General features: G+C 68.7%; 19 protein-coding genes. 14 read left to right on the forward strand and 5 right to left on the reverse strand.

The genetic code is table 11. The features are described 5' to 3' along the window. The first annotated feature begins 90 nt into the window (after positions 1–90). From ACSF8R_RS10040 to ACSF8R_RS10050, 3 genes are all read left to right on the forward strand, one after another. Entirely contained in the window at positions 91–2265 is a 2175-nt protein-coding gene (locus ACSF8R_RS10040; RefSeq protein ID WP_434811744.1) for a DEAD/DEAH box helicase, read from the forward strand. 96 nt (positions 2266–2361) lie between these two features. Next, on the forward strand, positions 2362–3390 hold the full coding sequence (locus tag ACSF8R_RS10045) for an ATP-dependent 6-phosphofructokinase (protein WP_434811745.1): 1029 nt from the start codon (positions 2362–2364) through the stop codon (positions 3388–3390). Between the two features lie 766 nt (positions 3391–4156). Further along, entirely contained in the window at positions 4157–4423 is a 267-nt protein-coding gene (locus ACSF8R_RS10050) for a DUF559 domain-containing protein (RefSeq protein WP_434811746.1), read from the forward strand. A gap of 94 nt (positions 4424–4517) precedes the next feature. Here the strand turns inward: ACSF8R_RS10050 and ACSF8R_RS10055 are convergent, their stop codons facing one another. Further along, on the reverse strand, positions 4518–6623 hold the full coding sequence (locus tag ACSF8R_RS10055; RefSeq protein ID WP_434811747.1) for a S9 family peptidase: 2106 nt from the start codon (positions 6621–6623) through the stop codon (positions 4518–4520). Between the two features lie 199 nt (positions 6624–6822). Between ACSF8R_RS10055 and ACSF8R_RS10060 the strand changes: the two genes are divergently transcribed. From ACSF8R_RS10060 to ACSF8R_RS10080, 5 genes are all read left to right on the forward strand, one after another. After that, positions 6823–8121, forward strand: coding sequence for an anion permease (locus tag ACSF8R_RS10060; RefSeq protein WP_434811748.1), 1299 nt, complete (start codon positions 6823–6825; stop codon positions 8119–8121). Then, a complete protein-coding gene (locus ACSF8R_RS10065; protein ID WP_434811749.1) occupies positions 8118–8453 on the forward strand; it encodes a peptidase in 336 nt (111 codons plus the stop codon). The genes ACSF8R_RS10060 and ACSF8R_RS10065 overlap by 4 nt, the downstream gene beginning before the upstream one ends. 44 nt (positions 8454–8497) lie before the next feature. Next, on the forward strand, positions 8498–9397 hold the full coding sequence (locus ACSF8R_RS10070; protein ID WP_434811750.1) for a metallophosphoesterase: 900 nt from the start codon (positions 8498–8500) through the stop codon (positions 9395–9397). A gap of 123 nt (positions 9398–9520) precedes the next feature. Beyond that, complete coding sequence (locus ACSF8R_RS10075) at positions 9521–10987, forward strand: aspartate ammonia-lyase (protein WP_434811751.1); 1467 nt, start codon at positions 9521–9523, stop codon at positions 10985–10987. 38 nt (positions 10988–11025) lie between these two features. Then, positions 11026–11490 carry a DUF4190 domain-containing protein gene (locus ACSF8R_RS10080; protein WP_434811752.1) on the forward strand — a complete coding sequence of 155 codons (465 nt, stop codon included), beginning with the start codon at positions 11026–11028 and terminating at the stop codon, positions 11488–11490. A gap of 52 nt (positions 11491–11542) precedes the next feature. Here ACSF8R_RS10080 and ACSF8R_RS10085 read toward each other — a convergent pair whose 3' ends face one another. Further along, positions 11543–12409, reverse strand: coding sequence for a fumarylacetoacetate hydrolase family protein (locus ACSF8R_RS10085; protein ID WP_434811753.1), 867 nt, complete (start codon positions 12407–12409; stop codon positions 11543–11545). Between the two features lie 81 nt (positions 12410–12490). Here ACSF8R_RS10085 and ACSF8R_RS10090 point away from each other — a divergent pair, with 81 nt between their 5' ends. The 3 genes from ACSF8R_RS10090 (at position 12491) to ACSF8R_RS10100 (ending at position 14867) form a co-directional block, all read left to right on the forward strand. Next, a complete protein-coding gene (locus ACSF8R_RS10090) occupies positions 12491–13663 on the forward strand; it encodes a PrsW family intramembrane metalloprotease (RefSeq protein WP_434811754.1) in 1173 nt (390 codons plus the stop codon). Between the two features lie 136 nt (positions 13664–13799). Further along, complete coding sequence (locus tag ACSF8R_RS10095; protein ID WP_434811755.1) at positions 13800–14168, forward strand: FKBP-type peptidyl-prolyl cis-trans isomerase; 369 nt, start codon at positions 13800–13802, stop codon at positions 14166–14168. 141 nt (positions 14169–14309) lie between these two features. Then, positions 14310–14867, forward strand: a complete 558-nt coding sequence (locus ACSF8R_RS10100) for a YceI family protein (RefSeq protein ID WP_434811756.1) — start codon at positions 14310–14312, stop codon at positions 14865–14867. A 78-nt stretch (positions 14868–14945) separates the two neighbouring features. Here ACSF8R_RS10100 and ACSF8R_RS10105 read toward each other — a convergent pair whose 3' ends face one another. Then, entirely contained in the window at positions 14946–16256 is a 1311-nt protein-coding gene (locus ACSF8R_RS10105) for an MFS transporter (protein ID WP_434811757.1), read from the reverse strand. A 169-nt stretch (positions 16257–16425) separates the two neighbouring features. On the opposite strand from ACSF8R_RS10105, the gene rpsO reads away from it, so the two are divergent. Further along, the gene (gene rpsO, locus ACSF8R_RS10110) at positions 16426–16695 is read left to right on the forward strand and encodes a 30S ribosomal protein S15 (RefSeq protein ID WP_239277182.1); all 270 of its coding nucleotides are present in this window, start codon (positions 16426–16428) and stop codon (positions 16693–16695) included. 192 nt (positions 16696–16887) lie between these two features. On the opposite strand, the gene ACSF8R_RS10115 is transcribed toward rpsO, so the two are convergent. Both ACSF8R_RS10115 and ACSF8R_RS10120 read right to left on the reverse strand, forming a co-directional pair. Next, positions 16888–17901 carry an isopenicillin N synthase family dioxygenase gene (locus tag ACSF8R_RS10115; protein ID WP_434811758.1) on the reverse strand — a complete coding sequence of 338 codons (1014 nt, stop codon included), beginning with the start codon at positions 17899–17901 and terminating at the stop codon, positions 16888–16890. A 152-nt stretch (positions 17902–18053) separates the two neighbouring features. After that, positions 18054–19217: an acyltransferase family protein gene (locus ACSF8R_RS10120; RefSeq protein WP_434811759.1), complete on the reverse strand. Its 1164-nt coding sequence runs from the start codon at positions 19215–19217 to the stop codon at positions 18054–18056. A 155-nt stretch (positions 19218–19372) separates the two neighbouring features. Between ACSF8R_RS10120 and ACSF8R_RS10125 the strand changes: the two genes are divergently transcribed. Together ACSF8R_RS10125 and ACSF8R_RS10130 are read left to right on the forward strand one after the other, a co-directional pair. After that, complete coding sequence (locus ACSF8R_RS10125; protein WP_434811865.1) at positions 19373–20572, forward strand: LLM class flavin-dependent oxidoreductase; 1200 nt, start codon at positions 19373–19375, stop codon at positions 20570–20572. Continuing rightward, complete coding sequence (locus tag ACSF8R_RS10130) at positions 20569–21213, forward strand: FMN reductase (protein WP_434811760.1); 645 nt, start codon at positions 20569–20571, stop codon at positions 21211–21213. Before ACSF8R_RS10125 ends, ACSF8R_RS10130 begins: the two co-directional genes overlap by 4 nt. Positions 21214–21216 lie beyond the last annotated feature (3 nt).

Consider the following 21216-nt stretch of genomic DNA (forward strand, 5'->3'; position numbering starts at 1 on the left):
CGCGACGTCTGGGCGTCACGGGCACCGAACCGCCGATCGACCCGTCGATCCGGCCGCCGGGTCGACCCGGCCCACACGCTCAGGAGGAGCATGCCGACCACGGCACCCGCCGCGCCCGCCACTCGAGGCGCGTCCACATCATCGGCCCGCCGCCGCAAGGGCTCGTCTTCGCGCCGCGACGACGAGGCCCCCCTCATCCCGATCCTCGCCCGCAAAGTGCGCGAAGTCGAGGCGAAGGCGCAGCGCGGCAAGCTGGGCCCCACCAACCGCGTCAAGTTCCAGGTGATCGCCTTCCTCGTTCGCGAGGAGCGCGCCCGCGTCAAGGCCGACGGCGAGATCGCCGACGGCGCGCGCGTCGAGCTGCTCAAGCGCCTCGACGGTGTCGCGACGATCCTCGCGAAGACGGCTGCCCGCGACACGTCGCTCATCCAATTGCTCGAGGTCGACCAGGCCACGTCGCCGGTCGCCAAGCGCATGCGCCGTGACTGGCTGCTCGAATCCGGTGCCGAACTCCCCGAGGACGAACTCATCATCACCGACGTCAAGCCGGTGCAGGCGGCCGTCGTGCCCGCCGCGCTCGCTGAGCGACAGGTCGTGCCGCCGCAGATCGAGGCGCGGCGCGAGGCCAACCCGTTCCTCGCCCCCGATCTCGCGCTGCGCGCGCCGGTCGCCTCGCAGCGTCGGCGTCTCGACGGCTGGGAACTCATGGGCCCGCTGTACAAGTCGTTCGAGATCGGCGCCGGCGGGGGAGCGGCATCCATGGAGCTGCCGCCCGTTCCAGAGCTCGACCGTCTGTCGCCCAAGGGCCTCGACATCATGCCGCACCAGTCGCGGTTCCTCGAGGCCGTCCGTGAGGGGCACCGCAGCTTCCTGCTGGCAGACGAGCCGGGTCTGGGCAAGACGGCGCAGTCGGTGCTGGCGGCATCGGTCGCCGGCGCCTACCCGCTCCTGGCCGTTGTGCCGAACGTCGTCAAGATGAACTGGGCGCGCGAGGTCGAGCGGTGGACGCCGCAGCGCCGCGCCACCGTCATCCAGGGTGACGGCGCCACCGTCGACGCGTTCGCCGACGTGTTCATCGTCAACTACGAGGTGCTCGACCGGCACCTGTCGTGGCTGAGCACACTGGGCCTGAAGGGGCTCGTCGTCGACGAGGCGCACTTCATCAAGAACCTCACGTCGCAGCGTTCGCAGAACGTGCTGGCCCTCGCCGGCCGCATCCGCGAGCAGGTGCGCGACCCGCTCATGCTCGCCCTCACCGGCACCCCGCTGATCAATGACGTCGAAGACTTCGATGCGATCTGGCGCTTCCTCGGCTGGACCAACGGCGAGAAGCCCGGCCCGGTGCTGATGGAGAAGCTCGACGCCACCGGCCTCACCCCTGCCGACAAGGCCTTCTACCCCGAGGCGCGCGCAGCAGTCATCTCGCTCGGTATCGTCCGCCGCAAGAAGAAGGACGTCGCCGCTGACCTGCCCGACAAGCTCGTCGCCGATCTGCCGGTCGAGCTCGACGACGAATTCGGACGCTCGATCCGTGCCGCTGAGCGTGAGCTCGGCGAGCGCCTGGCGGCGAAGTACCGTCGCATCATCGAGGCGCGCGGCGATCGGGTCGTCTACGGCGAGGCCGATGAAGACATCGTGCGGCTGGTCGCCGAAGGCGAGCTGGAGGAGTCGCGGGCATCGGATGCAGGCGGCGAAAACGTCTTCACGATGGTCCGCCGCATCGGTCAGGCCAAGGCCGTGCTCGCGGCCGACTACGCCGTGCAGCTGCAGCGGTCTGTCGGCAAGGTGGTCTTCTTCGCCAAGCACATCGACGTCATGGACGCCGCCGAGGCGCACTTCGCCGCGGCGGGCCTGCGCACGGTGTCGCTGCGTGGCGATCAGTCGACGCCCGCCCGTCAGGAGGCGATCGACGCGTTCAACAACGACCCCGATGTCGCCGTTGCCGTGTGTTCGCTCACGGCGGCGGGTGTGGGTGTGAACATGCAGGCGGCCTCCAACGTCGTGCTTGCGGAGCTGTCGTGGACCGCCGCCGAGCAGACGCAGGCGATCGACCGCGTGCACCGCATCGGGCAGGACGAGCCGGTGACGGCGTGGCGCATCATCGCGGCGCACACGCTCGACACGAAGATCGCCGAGCTCATCGACTCGAAGGAGGGGCTTGCCGCCCGAGCCCTCGACGGCGCGGCCGTCGGGCCCGAGTCCGGTGAGTCGGTGCAACTGTCGGCGCTCAAGCACCTGCTGCGGCAGGCGCTCGGCGCTGCTTGATCCGTCACGTGTGGCACGCGGTGCTCGCACGGCGATAGTCTCTGTGCGAGGCAACGGCGCCGCGCTATCCACGAAACACCAAGGGATCCTCACCACATGAAGATCGGCATCCTCACGTCCGGCGGCGACTGCCCCGGCCTCAACGCGGTGATCCGCGGCGTCGTGCTCAAGGGCACCACCACGTACAACGTGGAGTTCGTCGGCATCCGCGACGGTTGGCGAGGCGTCGTCGACGGCGACTTCTTTCCGTTGACGCGCCACGAGGTGAAGGGGCTGTCGAAGGTCGGCGGCACGATCCTCGGCACGAGCCGCACGAACCCGTACGAGGGTCCCCGCGGCGGCGCCGAGAACATCTCGAAGACGCTGTACGGTCACCGCATCGACGGGATCATCGCGATCGGCGGCGAAGGCACGCTGGCTGCAGCCAACCGCCTCGCGAACGACGGCATCAACGTGCTGGGCGTTCCGAAGACGATCGACAACGACCTGCGTGCGACCGACTACTCGTTCGGGTTCGACACGGCCGTCAACATCGCGACCGACGCGATGGACCGGCTGCGCACCACCGGAGACTCGCACCAGCGCTGCATGGTGGCCGAGGTCATGGGCCGCCACGTCGGCTGGATCGCGCTGCACGCCGGTATCGCCGCCGGTGCCCACGTCATCTGCATCCCCGAGGTGCCGATGTCGATCGAGGAGATCGCCGCGCAGGTGCAGAAGGCGCACGACCGCGGCCGCGCGCCGCTCGTCGTCGTCTCTGAGGGCTTCACCCTCTCCGGCATGGACGAGGCCTACAGCGACAAGGGCCTCGACGCGTTCAACCGTCCGCGCCTCGGCGGCATCAGCGAGATCCTCGCGCCCGAGATCGAGCGCATCACCGGCATCGAGACCCGTTCGACCGTGCTCGGCCACATCCAGCGCGGCGGTTCGCCGTCGGCGTTCGACCGCGTGCTCGCGACCCGTCTGGGCCTGGCCGCGGCCGACGCCGTCGTCGAGGAGGCTTGGGGGCAGATGGTGTCGCTGCAGGGCACCGACATCGTCCGCGTCCCGTTCGCCGACGCCCTCGGCGAACTGCACACCGTGCCGCTCTACCGCTACGAAGAGGCCGCCGCGCTCTTCGGCTGACCCGCGGGGCCGCGCGCCGAGAACAGGAGAAATCCCTGGGACAGGACCAAATCTCGGCGATCGTCCTGCTTCGGGGATATCTCCTGTGTGCGTGAGACGCGCCGGCTCCTCCCCAACGGTGAGGTCAGCGGAGTTGTCCCCAGATCATGCCGCCGCCGGGCACAGCAGCGGCGCACCGCGGCACCGTGGTCGGCATGAGGTCGATCGGACAATTCAGCCTGTGGCTCGCTGAACAGGGCGGAGTCGCCCACACGACAGTGGCCCGAGAGTCAGGATTCACGACCCACGGGATTCGGTGCGCGGTGGCGACCGGTGCGGCCGAACGCGTTCGTCGATCGTGGCTGGTGAGCCCGGATTGCGATTGGTCGCTTCGGCGGGCGGCGCTCAGCGGCGGCCGGGTGACGTGCCTGACGCAGGCCGAGCGCGCGGGACTGTGGACGCCTGCGCACGATGCCCTCCATGTCGCCGTTCCGCCGACGGCGTCTCGAGTGGATGACGCCGGGCTCCGACTGCACTGGTCACGGGGACCGGCGCCTGTGGCCACCCCCATGCGCTCGAGGACCCGATCATCAACGTCCTCTTCCATGTCGCGCGGTGCGTACCGCTCGGTGACGCGCTCAGCGTCTGGGAATCCGCGATCCGCAAGCGGCTCATCGATCCGCAGGTGCTGTCACGTGTGCGGTGGCGAAGCGAACGTGCTCGGCGGATCGGAGACCTGGCATCCGAGCTGTCGGACTCCGGGTTGGAGACTCGCTTCGCGACACTCATGCGATCGATCGGCGTGGAGATCCGGCAGCAGGTGTGGCTCGACGATCATCCTGTCGACGCGCTCATCGGGCGCCACCTGGTGGCCCAGCTCGACGGGTTCGCGCATCACCAGGGAGCCGACCGCCGTCGCGATCTGCGCGCCGATGCGCGGCTGGCGCTGCGGGGGTACACCGTGTTGCGGTTCGACCTCCAACAGTTGCTGTTCGACCCCGAGTACGTCATCTCCACCATCGCTGCGGCAATGGCGCAGGGACTCCACCGCTGACGTCGCCTCAACAGGAGAAATCACGGAGACAGGAGCATGGGAGCCGAATTCGCCTGTTCCGGCGACTTCTCCTGTCTTCGGGAGACGCCGCGCCTCAGTCGGCCAGGCCCAACACGTCGAGCAGCCAGGCGAGTTCGAAGGCGCGCTGGCGCCAGGCGTTGTAACGGCCGCTGACACCGCCGTGGCCGGCCGCCATCTCGCACTTGAGCAGTGCGTCGGCGCCGACTTCGCGCAGGCGCGCGACCCATTTGGCGGGCTCGACGTACAGCACGCGGGTGTCGTTGAGTGAGGTCGACGCGAGGATGCGGGGGTACGTCACGCCTTCGCGTACGTTCTCGTACGGCGTGTACGACTTCATGTACGCGTACACCTCGGGGTCGTGCAGCGGGTCGCCCCACTCGTCCCACTCGATGACGGTCAGCGGCAGCGACGGGTCGAGGATCGTCGTCAGCGCATCGACGAACGGCACATCGGCGAGGATGCCGGCGAACAGCTCCGGTGCGAGGTTGGCCACCGCGCCCATCAGGAGGCCGCCGGCGGATCCGCCCTCGGCGACCAGGCGCTCGGGCACGGTCACCCCGGCATCGACGAGGTGACGGCCCGCGGCGACGAAGTCGGTGAAGGTGTTGCGCTTGGCGAGCAGCTTGCCGTCCTCGTACCACTGGCGGCCCATCTCGCCGCCGCCGCGCACGTGCGCCACGGCGAAGACGACGCCGCGGTCGAGCATCGACAGGCGTGCGACCGAGAAGCCGGGGTCGATCGAATGCTCATATGAGCCGTAGCCGTACAGGTGCACGGGGCGCGGCCCGTCGGCGGGGTCGCCGAACGAGCGCTTCCAGACGAGTGAGATCGGGATGCGGGTGCCGTCCTCGGCGGTGGCCCACAGGCGGCGCTGGTCGTAGTCGGCCGGGTCGTACCCACCGAGCACGGGCTGGCGCTTGCGCAGCAGCAGTTCGCCGCTGCCGATGACGTACTCGTACACGGTGCCCGGCGTCACGAACGAGCCGTACCCCAGTCGCAGCACCGGCGGCGCCCACTCGGGGTTGCCCGACGCGCCCGCCGAGTACAGCGGTTCGTCGAAATCGAGTTCATCGACGGCACCGCTGGCGTAGTCGAGCAGGCCGACGCGGGGGAGCCCTTCGCGCCGGTATGACACGACACCCCAGTCGCGGAACGCCGACATGTGCAGCAGCCGGCGACCCGGTTCGTGGCCCAGCACCACCTCGCGCGCGCCCGCAGGGTCGGATGCCGACACCCGCACGAGCTCGAAATCGAGCGCGTCGGCGTTGTGCAGCACATACAGCACGTCCTCGCCGTCGACCACGGCGTGGGTCACCGAATACTCGACGCCCTCGACGCGCGGCCACACCGACCGTGGTTCGGCGCGCAGGTCGTCGGCGGGCACCAGGAACTCCTCCGACGTGATCGACGAACCGGTCTCGATCACGAGGTAGCGTTCGCTTCGCGTGAAGCCGGCTCCCACCCAGTAGCGCTCGTCGGGCTCGTGGAACAACTGCTGCGCCGCGGCCGGGTCTGCACCAAGCTCGTGCAGCCACACGGTGTCGGGACGCCAGGCGTCGTCGACGGTCGTGTAGACGACGAAGCGGCCGTCGGGGGAGAGGGTCGCGCCGGAGAACGTGTCGGTGATGACGTCGGGCAGGTTCTCGCCCGTCGCGAGGTCGCGGACGCGCAGCGTGTAGCGCTCGTCGCCCTCGGTGTCGACGCCGTACAGCAGCAGCGCGCCGTCGGTCGAGACGTCGAAGGTGCCCAGCGAGAAGAACTCGTGCCCCTCGGCCTCGACGTTGTCGTCGAGCAGCACCTGCTCGCCCGGCACGTCGACGCCCGGGGTGAGCTGCGGCGGCGTCCAATCATCGGGGGATGCCAGGGGTGCACGGCAATGGATGCCGTACTGCCGTCCCTCGACGGTGCGGCTGTAGTACCACCATGACCCGTGCCGGGTGGGGACGGACAGGTCCGTCTCCTGGGTGCGGCCCTTGATCTCGTCGAAGATGCGACCGCGCAGTCCTTCGAGATGCGCGGTGCGCGCGTCGGTATACGCGTTCTCGGCGTCGAGGTGGGCGCGCACGCTCGCGGCATCCTTCTCGCGCAGCCATTCGTACGGATCGGCGAAGGTGTCGCCGTGGTGGGCACGGGGGGAGGGGCGGCGGTCGGCGACGGGTGCGGAGAGTTGCTCGGTCACAGGCTCAACGCTAACGCCCGCGCGCCGTCGTGCGGCGTGCTGGGCGATCGCAGATGCGGTTGGTTCCCTGTTCCCAGGAGGGTGTGACAGGATACATTCTGGTCCGGTTGCCGGACACTGAAACCACGGTGAACTCTTCGTTCGCACCGCCGATCATCATCGGCCATTTCCCCCTCAACACCCCGACGGAAAGCGACCTGTGGAAACAGCAGCCCTGATCGTCGTGCTGGTCATCGCACTGGCGCTGTTCTTCGATTTCACCAACGGCTTCCACGACACCGCGAACGCGATGGCGACGCCCATTGCGACCGGCGCGCTCAAGCCGAAGACCGCCGTGCTGCTGGCCGCCGTGCTCAATCTCGTCGGGGCGTTCCTGTCGACGGAGGTCGCCAAGACGATCTCCGGCGGCATGATCCGAGAAGATCAGCTCTCGAGCAGCATCTTTCCGGCCATCATCTTCGCCGGCCTCATCGGCGCGATCACGTGGAACATGCTCACGTGGCTGCTAGGGCTGCCGTCCAGCTCCTCGCACGCCCTGTTCGGCGGGCTGATCGGCGCGACGCTCGTCGGTGCCAGCGCGGCGGCGATCGACTTCGGCGTCGTGCTCACCAAGGTCGTCCTCCCGGCGCTGATCGCGCCGCTGACGGCGGGCATCATCGCCTTCACCGTCACGAAGCTCGCCTACGCGCTCACGCGTCGTTACGACGCCAAGCCGGACGGCCGCGACGGCTTCCGCTGGGGCCAGATCTTCACGTCGTCGCTCGTCGCGTTGGCGCACGGCACCAACGACGCGCAGAAGACGATGGGTGTCATCACCCTCGCCATGATCACCGTCGGCTGGCAGTCGGCAGCGCACCACGAGCCGCAGTTGTGGGTCATCATCGCGTGTGCCGTGACGATCGCGCTCGGCACCTACATGGGCGGCTGGCGCATCATCCGCACGCTCGGCAAGGGACTCACCGACGTCAAGCCGGCGCAGGGCTTCTCCGCCGAGGCATCGACCGCATCGACCATCCTCGCCTCCAGCGCGCTCGGCTTCGCGCTGTCGACGACGCAGGTCGCGTCGGGATCGGTCATCGGTTCGGGACTCGGGCGCCGCGGGTCGAAGGTGCGCTGGCGCACCGCCGGTCGCATCATGATCGGCTGGGTGCTCACGCTGCCCGCCGCAGGTGCCGTCGGTGCGCTCGCGGCGCTGGTGGTCGTGTGGCTCGGGCAGGTCGTCGGCGTGCTCATCGGCGCAGTCGCCGCGGTCGCGATCATCCTCGCGATCTTCCTCCGCTCACGGCGCAACGAGGTCAACCACGCCAACGCGATGAGCGAGGTCGCCGACTCGGGTCACGCCATCAAAGTCAAGCGCAACCCGCCGCCCACGCGACGCCAGCGTGTCGCGCTGCGCGAAGAGGCCAAGCGCAAGGCTGAGGCCGAGGCGCGTGAGCGCGCCGCACAGAAGAAGGCCGCGAAAGACGCCGCGCGTGCGGCCAAGGGAGGCGAGCGATGAACATCGAGATCAACTGGATCGCCTTCCTGCAGGTGTTCATCGCCGCCATGATCGGTGCCGTCGCGGTCGTGTCGTTCTACGCGATCGGGCTGCGTCTGCTCGTGCTCGCGGGTCGCTCGCCGGTCGTCGCACCGGCAGAGTTCACCGATGCGATCACGATCATCACTGAGAAGGAGGCCAAGCGGGCGGCGAAGGCCGCTGCCAAGGCCGCCAAGAAGAGCCCCCTCACCGACGGGCAGAAGCAGTTCGCCTTCGTCGGCGCGATCGCATCGTTCGCGGTCGCCGGGGGCGCGGTGCTTGTCGGCCTGCTGCTGATCGTCTTCAACCACTGACGCGGTCCACAGTCGAGGTCGGTACCGGGTCGTAGGCTGGCGACATGGATGCCGTGCAGTTCGGAGCGCACCCGCCCGCCGAGCGGGTGCTCGTGCATCTCAGCGACACCCACCTGCTCGCGGGCGATGCGCGGTTGGGTGACCGGTTCGATACCGTCGACGGACTCGAACGTGCACTCGAGGCGGTGCGGGCCACCGGCATCCGGCCCGACGCGATCGTCTTCACGGGCGACCTGACCGACCTGGGTGAGCCCGACGCGTACCGCGCGCTGCGCGAGCGTGTCGAGCCGTTCGCGGCGTCGCTCGGTGCACCCCTCGTGTGGGTGGCGGGCAATCACGACGAGCGCCCGGCGATGCGCGAAGGGCTGTTCGACGCCATCGGGTCGCAGGAGCCGATCACGGGGGTGTGGGATCTGCGGGGGCTTCGGCTGATCGCCCTCGATACGACCGTGCCGGGTTGGCATCACGGCGATCTCGACGACGACCAGCTCGACTGGCTGCGGGCGGAACTTGCCGAACCGGCGCCGTTGGGCACGCTCCTCGCGCTGCACCACCCGCCGCTGCCGAGCCACGTGCCGCTGTTCGACATCCTCGAACTGCGCGGTCAGGATCGCTTCGCGGCGGTGATCGCCGGCACCGACGTGCGCGGTATCCTCGCGGGGCACCTGCACTACGGCATGAGCGGCATGTTCGCGGGGGTGCCGGTGAGCGTCGCGGCGGCCACCTGTTACACGATGAACCTGCAGCGCCCCGCCAACCGGGTCAACGGCATGGATGCCGGGCAGTCGTTCCAGCTCGTGCACGTCTACCGCGACACGATCACCCATACGGTGGTGCCGGTGGCCTCGGCCGACACCGTCGAGTACTTCAGCGATGCGTGGACGGCGCGCATGGCGACCCTCACGCCCGAGGAGCGGTTGGAGCAGTTCTCGCGCAAGCGATGACACGCGCCACCGCGGCGTATCGAGCGTGCAGAACTATACGCCGTGTCCGGTCGGTGCGTCGCGCGACGTGGGTAGGCTCGAAGCATCCCTTCCTCGCTGTGACGACCCACAAGGACTGCACACATGGCTCTGGACGCGACGACGCGAACCGAATCCGACTCGCTGGGCTCGATGGAGATCCCGGCCGATGCCTACTGGGGCATCCACACCGCCCGAGCGCTCGAGAACTTTCCGATCTCGCGCAGACCTATCTCGGTGTACGCCGACCTGGTGCGTGGGCTCGCGATGGTCAAACAGGCCTCGGCCCGCGCGAACCGCGACATCGGCGTGCTCGACGCCGAGCGCGCCGACCTCATCGACCGCGCCGCGCAGCGGGTGATCGACGGCGAGTTCCACGACCAGTTCGTCGTCGGGGTCATCCAGGGCGGCGCCGGAACCTCGACGAACATGAACGCGAACGAGGTCATCACCAACATCGCGCTCGAACTCGCCGGCCGCGACAAGGGCGACTACGACTTCTTGTCGCCGATAGACCACACCAACCGAAGCCAGTCGACCAACGACGTGTACCCGACCGCGATCAAGGTCGGGCTCGCCCTCGACCTGCAGTCGCTGCTGGAGGAGCTCGATCTGCTCAAGCAGTCGTTCCTCGCCAAGGCGGTCGAGTTCCACGACGTCCTCAAGATCGGTCGCACGCAGCTGCAGGATGCCGTCCCGATGACGCTCGGGCAGGAGTTCCACGGATTCGCGACGACCCTCGCATACGACCACCAGCGGCTGAACGAGAACGCCTACCTGCTGTACGAGGTCAACATGGGCGCGACCGCGATCGGCACCGGCATCACGACACACCCGGCGTACGCACCCGCCGTCGTACGTCACCTGCGCGAGATCACCGGGCTCGACCTGGTCACGGCCGACGACCTGGTCGAAGCCACGAGCGACACCGGCTCGTTCATGTCGTTCTCGTCATCGCTCAAGCGCAACGCGATCAAGCTGTCGAAGATCTGCAACGACCTGCGCCTGCTCTCCAGCGGCCCGCAGGCCGGACTCGGTGAGATCAACCTGCCGGCCCGCCAAGCGGGTTCGTCGATCATGCCCGGCAAGGTGAACCCGGTCGTGCCCGAGGTCGTCAACCAGGTCGCATTCGCCGTCGCGGGCGCCGACCTCACCGTCACGATGGCCGTCGAGGGCGGGCAGCTGCAGCTCAACGCGTTCGAACCCGTCATCGCGCACTCGATCTTCCAGTCGATCACGTGGATGCGGCGCGCCATGCGCACGCTGCGGGTCAACTGCGTCGACGGCATCACCGCCAACCGTGAGCGCCTCGGTGCCATGGTGGGCTCCTCGGTCGGTGTCGTCACAGCGCTCACGCCGTACATCGGCTACGCGGCTTCGGCGGCGCTCGCGAAGACAGCGCTGCTGACCGGCCACAACATCGGCGACCTCGTCGTCGAGGCCGGCCTCATGTCGCGCGAAGAGGTCGACAAGCAGCTCTCGCCCGCTCGGCTGTCGGGCCTCGAAGCCATCACGCAGGCGATCCCGATCGTGCAGCCCGCCGAGAACGTCGTCGAGGCCGACCGCCTTTGACCGGGAGGGCCTCGGCTGGATAGCGTCGACGGTGGCCGATGTCCGGCCCCCTGTACGAGGAGACCACGAACATGACCGATCCGCAGAACTCGACGCCGTCGAACCAGCCGCCCGCCTATCAGGCCCCGGCCTACGCTTCCGCACCGCCCGCTTCGCCCGCCGCCGGTAGCGGCCCGATCCCCGGGCGCACGATGGGAATCGTCGCGTTCGTGCTGTCGTTCTTCGCGCAGCTGATCGGCCTCATCCTCGGCATCATCGCGCTCGTCCAGAGCCGCAAGGCCGGCCACAAGAACGGTTTCGCACTCGCCGCGATCATCATCAGCGTCGTGCTCGGCATCGTCGGCATCATCGTCGGCATCGTCGTGTTCTCGCTGTTCATGAACGCGTCGACGGACATCTACCAGCAGTACCTCGACAACTGCTCGACGGGCGGCTCCGGGTACATCGAGTACATGGGCGAGCAGATCCCGTGTGAGCAGGTGGATCAGGGCCAGCTCGACTGATCGGCGTTCCAATGCGGCGGATGTCCCCTCGGGGGCATCCGCCGTCGCCGTTTCAGCCGATGATGCGACAGCGGGTGGTGAGTTCGCCGATCCCGTCGACGCCGACGGTGACGGTCGATCGGTCCCGCAGGAAGATCTGCGGGTCGCGCGAGTAGCCTGCGCCGCCGGGGCTGCCGGTGGAGATGAGGGTGCCGGGCAGCAGTGTCGCCGACTGCGACAAGTGGGAGACGAGTGTCGGCACCGAGCGGATCATCTGCCCCGTGCTGCCGTCCTGCACGGTCTGACCGTCGACCACCGCCCAGATATGCAGGTCCTGCGGATCGGCGATCTCGTCGGCGGTCACGACGAAGGGGCCGTTCGGAGTGAATCCGTCGAACGACTTGCACCGTGACCACTGCGCTTCCGAGAACTGGATGTCACGGGCCGTGATGTCGTTGACGACGGTGTAGCCCCACACGTGCGCCAGCGCGTCGTCGGGGGAGACGTCTTTCGCGGCGCTGCCGATGACGACGCCCAGTTCGGCTTCGTAGTCGACCGACTCGCTCAGGGTCCGTGGCCAGGTCGTGGTCTGCCCGTGCCCGCTGAGCGAGTTCGGCCACAGCACGAAGACCGTCGGGGCGGTGTCGGCTTTGAGGCCGAGTTCGCTGGAGTGGGCCGCGTAGTTCAGGCCGATGGCGAGGACGATGGGCGGCGTATCCACCGCCGCCGCGAACGCGAGCCCGTCGATCGGGTGCCCCGCTGGGGCATGCTCGGCGGACTGCCGAACCCGGTCGAGTGCCTCGTCGCCGCCGTCGATCAGCTGCTGGAGGCGTGTGGGTGCGCCGTCCCACAGCGAACCCACCGCGACGGCGTGTCCATCGCGGACGAGGACGAGCTGCGGTGCCGCCTCTCCGGGCAGGGTGACGTGGGCGAAGCGCATCCTTCCAGGCTACCGGCGCGCGGAGAAGTGGCGCGCGAGGTGACACGGTTCGCGCTCCGTGTGCGCCCCTAGGCTGGGGCCGTGACCTTCCCTTCGCCGCTGGCCCAGGAGCCGCACGGCGCTCCCGCTTCCATCGTCCCGCCGCCCGCACCAGCCGCGCCGGCCCTGCCGGTGCCGACGCGAAAGGGCCGCTCGACACCCATCTGGGTGTTCGCGGTGCTCATCGTGCTTCTCATCGGGCTCGTGGCATACCTGCTGACCTTCCTCGGAGCGGCCGCCTCAACCATCGGGATGGTCCTCGCGCTGCTGCCGCTGACGGGGGTTCTGCTGGCCGTTCGCCTCGTCGACCGATGGGAGCCCGAGCCCCGCTCGCTCGTGATCTTCGCGATCGCATGGGGTGCCATCGTGTCGGTGGGCATCGCACTCGGCGTCGACATCGGACTCGTCGCGCTGTTCGGTCGCGACGACTCGACCTTCGGCGAAGCGCTGTCGTCAGTCGTGCAGGCTCCCGTGGTCGAGGAGTTCGCGAAGGGACTCGGCGTCTTCCTCATCTTCGCCGTCGCGCGACGCGCGTTCGACGGCCCTGTCGACGGTGTCGTCTACGGCGCGCTCGTGGGTGCCGGGTTCGCGTTCACCGAGAACATCCTCTACTTCGCGACGAGCCTCATCGACGAGGGTGTCGACGGAACGACGATCACGTTCTTCCTGCGCGGCATCCTCTCGCCGTTCGCCCACGTCATGTTCACGGCCGTGACGGGGTACGCGCTCGGCCGCGCCGCACGGTCCGGGCGGGGCGCGGCGGCGGCGCTCGGCCCCGGGCTGCTCGGCCTGGTCGGCGCCATCGCGCTGCACGCACTGTGGAACGGGTCGGCGATGTTCGGCGACTTCTTCGAGCTGTACGTGACGCTGCAGGTGCCGTTGTTCATCGGGTTCATCGTCGGGGTCGTGCTGCTGCGACGGGAGGAGTCCCGGCTCACGCGCGAACGACTGGGGGAGTATGCAGCCGCCGGCTGGTTCGCCCCGCAGGAGGTCGACATGCTCGCGACGTCGTGGGGGCGCCGAGCGGGGATCGCGTGGGCCAGGACGCTTCCCGGTGATCGAGTCCGACACATGAAGGACTTCATCGCGGATTCGACTGCGCTCGCCGCGGCGCGCCAACGGGCGCTGACGGGGCGGGATCCGCACGCGGCCGAAGACGAGAAGGTCTTCCTCGCTCGGGCGGGTGCCGCGCGGGTCGCGCTGCTGTCCCGCTGACAAGACTCAGCGCCCGGTGCTGCGGCGATGCCTGCATGACTCCCGGGCGCTGAGTTGGCCTTGACCCATTGTCGAGGCGGGCGCTCGGCCGTGTCAAGAGGGTCCGCACGCGGTCATGAGGTGCTTGGATGGAGTCATGACTGATGAGCGCACCAAGCCCGAGTTCGACGCCCCGTCCGGCCCGGCCCCGCAGGAGCTCGTCACCCGCGACATCATCGTGGGCGACGGCGACGAGGCGAAGCCGGGCGACACCGTCACCGTCCACTACGCCGGCGTCGAGTACGACTCCGGCGAGGAGTTCGACTCGTCGTGGGGACGCGGCGAGTCGATCCAGTTCCCGCTGCGCGGCCTGATCCAGGGCTGGCAGGACGGCATCCCCGGCATGAAGGTCGGCGGACGGCGCGAGCTGGTCATTCCGCCGCACCTGGCGTACGGCCCCGCGGGCGGTCACTTCCTGGGCGGAAAGACCCTGATCTTCATCATCGACCTGCTCAAGGTCGGCTGACCGGATCGGCTGAACCGAGCAGCGAGAGGGCGGGTGGCATGACCACCCGCCCTCTTCTGCGCACGAATTTCGTATTCACGGGAATAGATCCGATCGCGAGTGGTTGCACCCTGCAGACCATTCACCAACGGAAGGCCCCTCATGACGACCACCGCGATCGATATCCCCGGCTACAAGGCGGGCACCTGGGTGCTCGACCCCTCGCACAGCGAGGTCACCTTCAGCGTCCGCCACATGATGATCTCGAAGGTGCGCGGCACCTTCGGCGTCAAGAGCGCCACGATCATCGCGCCCGAGAACCCGCTCGAGGCGCGCGTGGACGCCTCCGTCGACGTGACCTCGATCGACACGAAGGATGAGGGCCGCGACACCCACCTCCGCTCCGCCGACTTCTTCGACGTGGAGAACTACCCGACGATGGAGTTCGCCTCCACCGGCGTGCGCATCGAGGGCGGCGACTTCCTCGTCGACGGCGACCTCAGCATCCGTGGCGTCACCAAGCCGGTGACCTTCAAGGTCGAATTCGGCGGCTTCGGCACCGACCCGTGGGGCAACTACAAGGCGGGTGCGACGGCATCCACCGTCATCGACCGCGAGGACTTCGGCCTCACCTGGAACGCCGCGCTCGAGACCGGCGGCGTGCTGGTCGGCAAGGACGTCACGATCACCCTCGACCTGCAGGGCGCGCTGCAGGCTTGAGGAACCCGCGTTCCAGCACGCGACGCGAAGGGGTGGATGCCGCGGCATCCACCCCTTCGTCGCGCCTCAGGCCGGTGCTCAGGGCGTCGGTTCGTCGGCGTCGTACGTGCGGAACCGGGGGTTCAGGCGCACGAGCATCAGCGCGAGCCCCATGATCACGAAACCGCCGAGCAGCGGCGGAAACCACAGCGTCGTGAAGGTCGCGAGCGCGCCGGCGTAGAGCGCTCCGAGCCGCGGGCCTCCCGCGACGACGACGATGAAGACGCCCTGCAGGCGGCCGCGGATGGCGTCGGGCACAGCGGCCTGCACCATCGTGTTGCGGAAGATCGAACTGATGTTGTCGGCGGCGCCCGCCGCCGCCAGGGCGACGGCTGCGGCGACCAGCAGTGTGATGTTCGCCGACGACGCATCGACGACCGCCGGAGCTGCGACGCCGAGCGCCGCGAGCAGCAGCACCGCGCCGAAGACGCTGATGGCGGCGCCGTAGCCGATGATGGCGCGCTCGATGCCCACACCGTGATGGCGGTATCGGGCCACGGGCCCCGAGAACAGGCTCGAGAAGAAGGCACCGATCGCGATCGACGCGGTGAGCACCCCGGTGGTGATCGGTCCGCCGCCCAGCAGCAGGGTGCCGATCGCGGGAAACAGCGCGAGCGGCTGTCCGAACGTCATCGCGATGATGTCGAGCACGAACTGCAACCGGATGTTGCGCGCGCGACGCAAGAACGCCCAGCCGTCGGCGAGCGACCGAAGTCCCGGCCGGACCGTCTCGCCTTCGGGATGGATGCGTGGCAGCGTCCACAGGCCGAGGAAGAGCGCCGACATGAGCACGAGATCGATCGTGTACGTCCAGCCGTAGCCCGTGAACGCGACGAGCACACCGGCCGCGGCAGGCCCGATCGAGACCATGATGCCCATCGTGATGCCACCGAGCGCCGAGGCCGCCGGCAGCAGCTCACGCGGAATCAAGCGCGGGACGATCGACTGGCGGGCGGCCATGACGACCGAGTTCGCGGCGGAGTTGACGACGGCGATCACGTAGAGCGCGGCCACGGTCTCGCCGCCCATCCACGTCAGCGTCATGAGGACGGCTGTCGAGCCGAACGTCACGGTCGCCGCGATGAGGGCGACCCGTCGCCGGTCGAACGCGTCGGCGAGCATGCCGCCGTACAGTCCCGCGATGATCATCGGCACGAGTCCCGCGACGGCGATCATCGACACCGCGAAGGTCGACGCCGTCAGGTCGTACATGTGCAGCATGATCGCGACGATCGTGAGCTGGCCGCCGAGCCCGGCGAGCGTCGACCCGACCGACATCCGCGCGAACGCCGGACTCGCGGTGAGTGGGCGCAGATCGATGAAGTGGTCGCGTCGCAGGCGCGCCATCATGACGCGGAACTCAGGGGGAGGGGCACCATTCGAGGCTACCCTCGCTCAGGTCGCCGCTCGGCCCGAGGGCTGGTAGGCTGTAGCGGTTGCCGTTCGATCGGCCGCGGAGAAAGAGAGCCCCACGCATCAGGCGTCGGGCGCCGCGCAACGACAAGAAAGGGGATCACCTATGGCACTGGAAGCAGACGTCAAGAAGGCGATCATCGAAGAGTACGCGACGCACCCCGGTGACACCGGATCCCCCGAGGTGCAGGTCGCGATGCTGACGCAGCGCATCAAGGACCTCACCGAGCACCTCAAGGCACACAAGCACGACCACCACTCGCGTCGTGGCCTGTTCCTGCTCGTCGGTCAGCGCCGCCGCCTGCTGGGTTACCTGCAGGACATCGACATCAACCGTTACCGCTCGCTCATCGAGCGTCTCGGCCTGCGTCGATAAGCAGCATCGTCGCCAGCGTTCAATCGCGCGAAACATTCTTGCGAAGACCTCCCCACGGTGTGGGGAGGTCTTCTTTCTGTTCACGCCGCGCCTTCACGCAGCTCCGACACAGGAGAAATCACCGGCGCAGGACGATTCCAGACGAATCGTCCTGTTGCGAGGATTTCTCCTGCGTCCGAGAGCTGGCGACGGTCAGACCTGCGCGGCGCGGGCGGCCACGAGGTCGGCGTGCCAGATCTCGGCGACGTCGGGGTGCGCGCGCAGTCGCGACTTCAGGGCATTGGTGCCGTGCAGGCCGTGGATGGGGTTGGCCGGGTCGTCGGTGACGCCGCGCGCCTCGGCGGCCAGCTCGGGCGGCAGGTCGATGAGCGGGAACCGTGCCTCGAGCGACGGGTTGAAGAAGAACGGCACCGAGATGCGGTCGTCCGGATGCCGGGGCGAGATGACCCGGTGCTTCGTCGCAGTGAGGTAGCCGTTCGTCGCGTGCTCGAGCAGTTCGCCGATGTTCACGACGAACGCTCCAGGCACGGGCGGGGCATCGACCCAGACGCCGTCCCGCTCGACCTGCAGGCCACCTTTTCCTGGCTCGACCCACAGCAGCGTGAGGACACCGGCATCCTTGTGCGCGCCGACGCCCTGCGACGGGTTCTCCTTGCCGGGGTACCGCACGATCTTCAGGAGCGTCTGCGGGTCGCCGAAGTGCTCGTCGAAGTAGGACTCGTGGGCGCCGAGCGCGAGTGCCCACGCACGCAGGAGCTTGCGCGAGACGCCGGAGAGGTGCGCGACCCATTCATCGGCGACGTCGCGCAGTTCGGGCTGGGCCGAGGGCCACAGGTTCGGGCCGACGAGCACGGCGTAGTCCGGGGCCGCGCGGTCGGTGACCGGCTCGCGCTCGGGGCCGATGTCGATCTGCTCGCGCCAGTCGACCTTGCCCTGCGTGCGCTCGCCGCCGACGCGCGTGTAGCCGCGGAAGTGCGGGCTCTTGACGTTCTCGATCTCGAGCTTGTCCGCCTCGGGCAGATCGAAGAAGGCGCGCGCGGTGCGATGTAGGCGCGCTTCGAGCTCGGGCGAGACCCCGGTGCCGGTCAGGTAGAAGAATCCGACGTCGTGGGTCGCCCGGCGCAGATCGTCGCGGAACCGTGCGGCCGCATCGGGCCCCTGGTCGAGCAGTGAGAGGTCGAGCACGGGCAGGTTCAGGTCAGACATGCACCGAGAATATGCACGGTCCGTTGTGCCGCGGGCGGTTGTTGCCGTTCGTTACCGCTGGCGAGCGTGCGGTCCTCGGCCTCATCCTGGGCCTGTCCTGCTCGCCTGGCGGGCGGTCTTCGCCGTGACGCCCGCTCAGCCCGCGCGGTAGCTCACACCGGCGGTCGGTCGATGCGTCGCGCGACGGGTATCGGCGGCGCGGGGCGCTTCGATCCGGTGGGGTCGTTGCGGCGCCCCTCCTTGCCGGCGAGCGTCGGGTCGGCGAACAGCCACGCGGGGCGCGGTTCGATGACGGGGCGGAACACGAATCGGACGGGTTTCGTGGCCAGCCCGATCGCAATCAGCACCGAGAGGACGATGACGATCGGCAGCCACAGCCACGTCGGGTCGAGATCGCGCAGCACGCCCGATTCGCGGAACGGGTACAGCACGAACGAGTGCAGCAGGTAGACGTACATCGTGTACTGCCCGAGTTTGGTCCACCAGTGCTGGCCGCGGGGGATGAGCGCGAAGAAGGCGACGCTGAGGATGAGCGCAACGGCCATCAGCGCCAGGCGCACGCCGGCCGCCCACCACTGCGTGCCGCCGATCTCGGCATAGCTGTCGTCGTAGAACAGCCAATCGCGCAGGCTCATCTCGCGCCAGGCGTCGACGAAGAACCACGCCGCCCACCCGGCGACGACGAACGTCACCGCGGCAGCGCCACGCACCCACCACCGCTGCCTGCGCAGCAGGTCGAATCGTTCCAGGATCCCGTGGTGGCTCAACCACCATCCCAAGGTGAAGAACGGCAGCAGGCCGAGCGTGCGCGACAGCGAGAGCGTCGAGTCGATGTTCGGCAGGTAGCCCACACTCAGTGAGATCAGCACGGTCCACGCCAGCGGCCAGCGCAGCAGCGCGAGATAGGGCAGGACGAGTCGGAAGATCGCGAGCGCGAGCAAGAACCAGAGCGTCCAAGACGGTTCCGTGATGTTCGGATTCGCCCGCCCTTCGACGAGCAGCTTCGTGAGGGTCCAGAGCCCCTCGAAGATGATGTACGGCACGACGATGTCGGTGATCACGCGCGCCATCTGGCGGCGGGAGGGCGAGTCCGACTTGGAGAAGTAGCCCGAGATGATCGCGAACGCGGGCATGTGGAACGCGTACACCAGCAGGTAGAGGCCGAGGGCGATGTCGGAGTCGTACGTGAGCCGCTGGACGGCGTGCCCCAGCACGACCAGCACGATGCAGGCGAAGCGGGCGTTGTCCCAGAGCGGCACCCGGCGACGCTTCTGCGTTGCGACAGGGCCGGTGCGCGGGGTCGAGGACTCGGTCATGACGCAGGCCACCCTACCGGCCGGGAATACTCTGGACGAGGTCGCGTTGCACCAGATACATTCAATTGCATAGACCCGGATGCCGCGGCATCCAGAATCAGGAAGAGATCGTGAGCGAGACCACCGGCAGCGCCGACAGCACGACCGGCGGCGCCATGCAGTTCGGCATCTTCACCGTCAGTGACATCACGACCGACCCGACGACCGGTCACACGCCCAGCGAGGCCGAGCGCATCCGGGCGACCCTCACGATCGCGAAGCACGCCGAGGAGGTGGGACTCGACGTCTTCGCGCTCGGCGAGCACCACAACCCGCCGTTCTGGTCGTCCTCGCCGACCACGACCCTCGCGTACATCGCCGCGCAGACTGAGCGGCTCGTGCTCTCGACCGCGACGACCCTCATCACGACGAACGACCCGGTGAAGATCGCCGAGGACTACGCGATGCTCCAGCACGTCTCGGGCGGCCGCGTCGACCTCATGCTCGGCCGCGGCAATACGGGGCCCGTGTACCCGTGGTTCGGCAAGGACATCCGTCAGGGGCTGCCGCTGGCCATCGAGAACTACGCGCTGCTGCACAAGCTGTGGCGTGAGGACGTCGTGGACTGGGAGGGCAAGTTCCGCACCCCGCTGCAGGGCTTCACCTCGACACCGCGCCCGCTCGACGGCGTCGCCCCCTTCGTGTGGCACGGCTCCATCCGCACGCCCGAGATCGCCGAGCAGGCCGCCTACTACGGCGACGGCTTCTTCGCGAACAACATCTTCTGGCCGGCCGAGCACTACCAGCGACTCATCGCGCTGTACCGGCAGCGCTGGGAGCACTACGGCCACGGTGCACCCGAGACGGCGATCGTGGGCCTGGGTGGTCAGGCGTTCCTCGCGAAGAAGTCGCAGGATGCCGTCGACCAGTTCCGCCCGTACTTCGACAACGCGCCCGTCTACGGTCACGGACCCTCGATGGAGGACTTCGCCGAGATGACGCCGCTCACCGTCGGCTCGCCCCAGCAGGTCATCGACCGCTACGCCGGGATGCGCGATCTGTACGGCGACTACCAGCGCCAGCTGTTCCTCATGGACCACGCCGGACTGCCGCTGAAGACCGTGCTCGAGCAGCTCGACCTGCTCGGCGGCGAGGTCGTGCCGGTGCTGCGCAAGGAGCTCGCCAAGGACCGTCCCGCAGCCGTGCCAGACGCACCGACGCACGCCCGCCTGGTCGCCGCGACCTACGGCGACGGCCCGACCCGGCAGGCGACGCCCCGCGCGAACCGCGGTGACAACCTGAGTGGCCCGTCGCCCTACCAGGATGCGCCGGCTCCCGCGGGCGCCGCCGTCGGCGTGACGGGAGCGCAGTCATGAGCGCGCGTCGCATCGCCGTCGTTTCGGCAGGGCTCTCCAACCCGTCGTCGACCCGTATGCTCGCCGACCGGCTTGCTGCGGCGACCGTCGCCGACCTGCGTGATCGGGGCATCGAGGCGACGGTCGACACGATCGAACTGCGCGACCTCGCACACGACATCACCAACAACCTGCTCACCGGTTTCGCGCCCGCCGCGCTGGAGTCCGCGATCAACACGGTGGTGTCGGCGGACGCGCTGATCGCGGTGACGCCGATCTTCTCCACGAGCTACTCGGGCCTGTTCAAGTCATTCATCGACGTGCTCGACCCCGACGCGCTCACCGGCATGCCGGTGCTGATCGGCGCGAACGCCGGCACCGCCCGGCATTCGCTCGCGATCGACTACGCCATCCGGCCGTTGTTCACCTACCTGCATGCCGAGCCGGTGCCGACCGGTGTGTTCGCGGCATCCAGCGATTGGGGCGCGCACGCCGACGAGGTCGCACCGCTCAGCTCCCGCGTCGAGCGCGGCGCACGCGAGCTGGCCGAGGCGATCTCGCGCAAGGCACCGGCGACCGCATCCGACGCGTTCGATCCGGCAAGCTACCTCGGGGAGGGGAAGAGCTTCGGCCACCTGCTGGGCGGCCTGTCGGGCGAGTAGCGG

The sequence above is a fragment of the Microbacterium sp. bgisy189 genome (assembly GCF_965345345.1).
GTDB lineage: Bacteria > Actinomycetota > Actinomycetes > Actinomycetales > Microbacteriaceae > Microbacterium.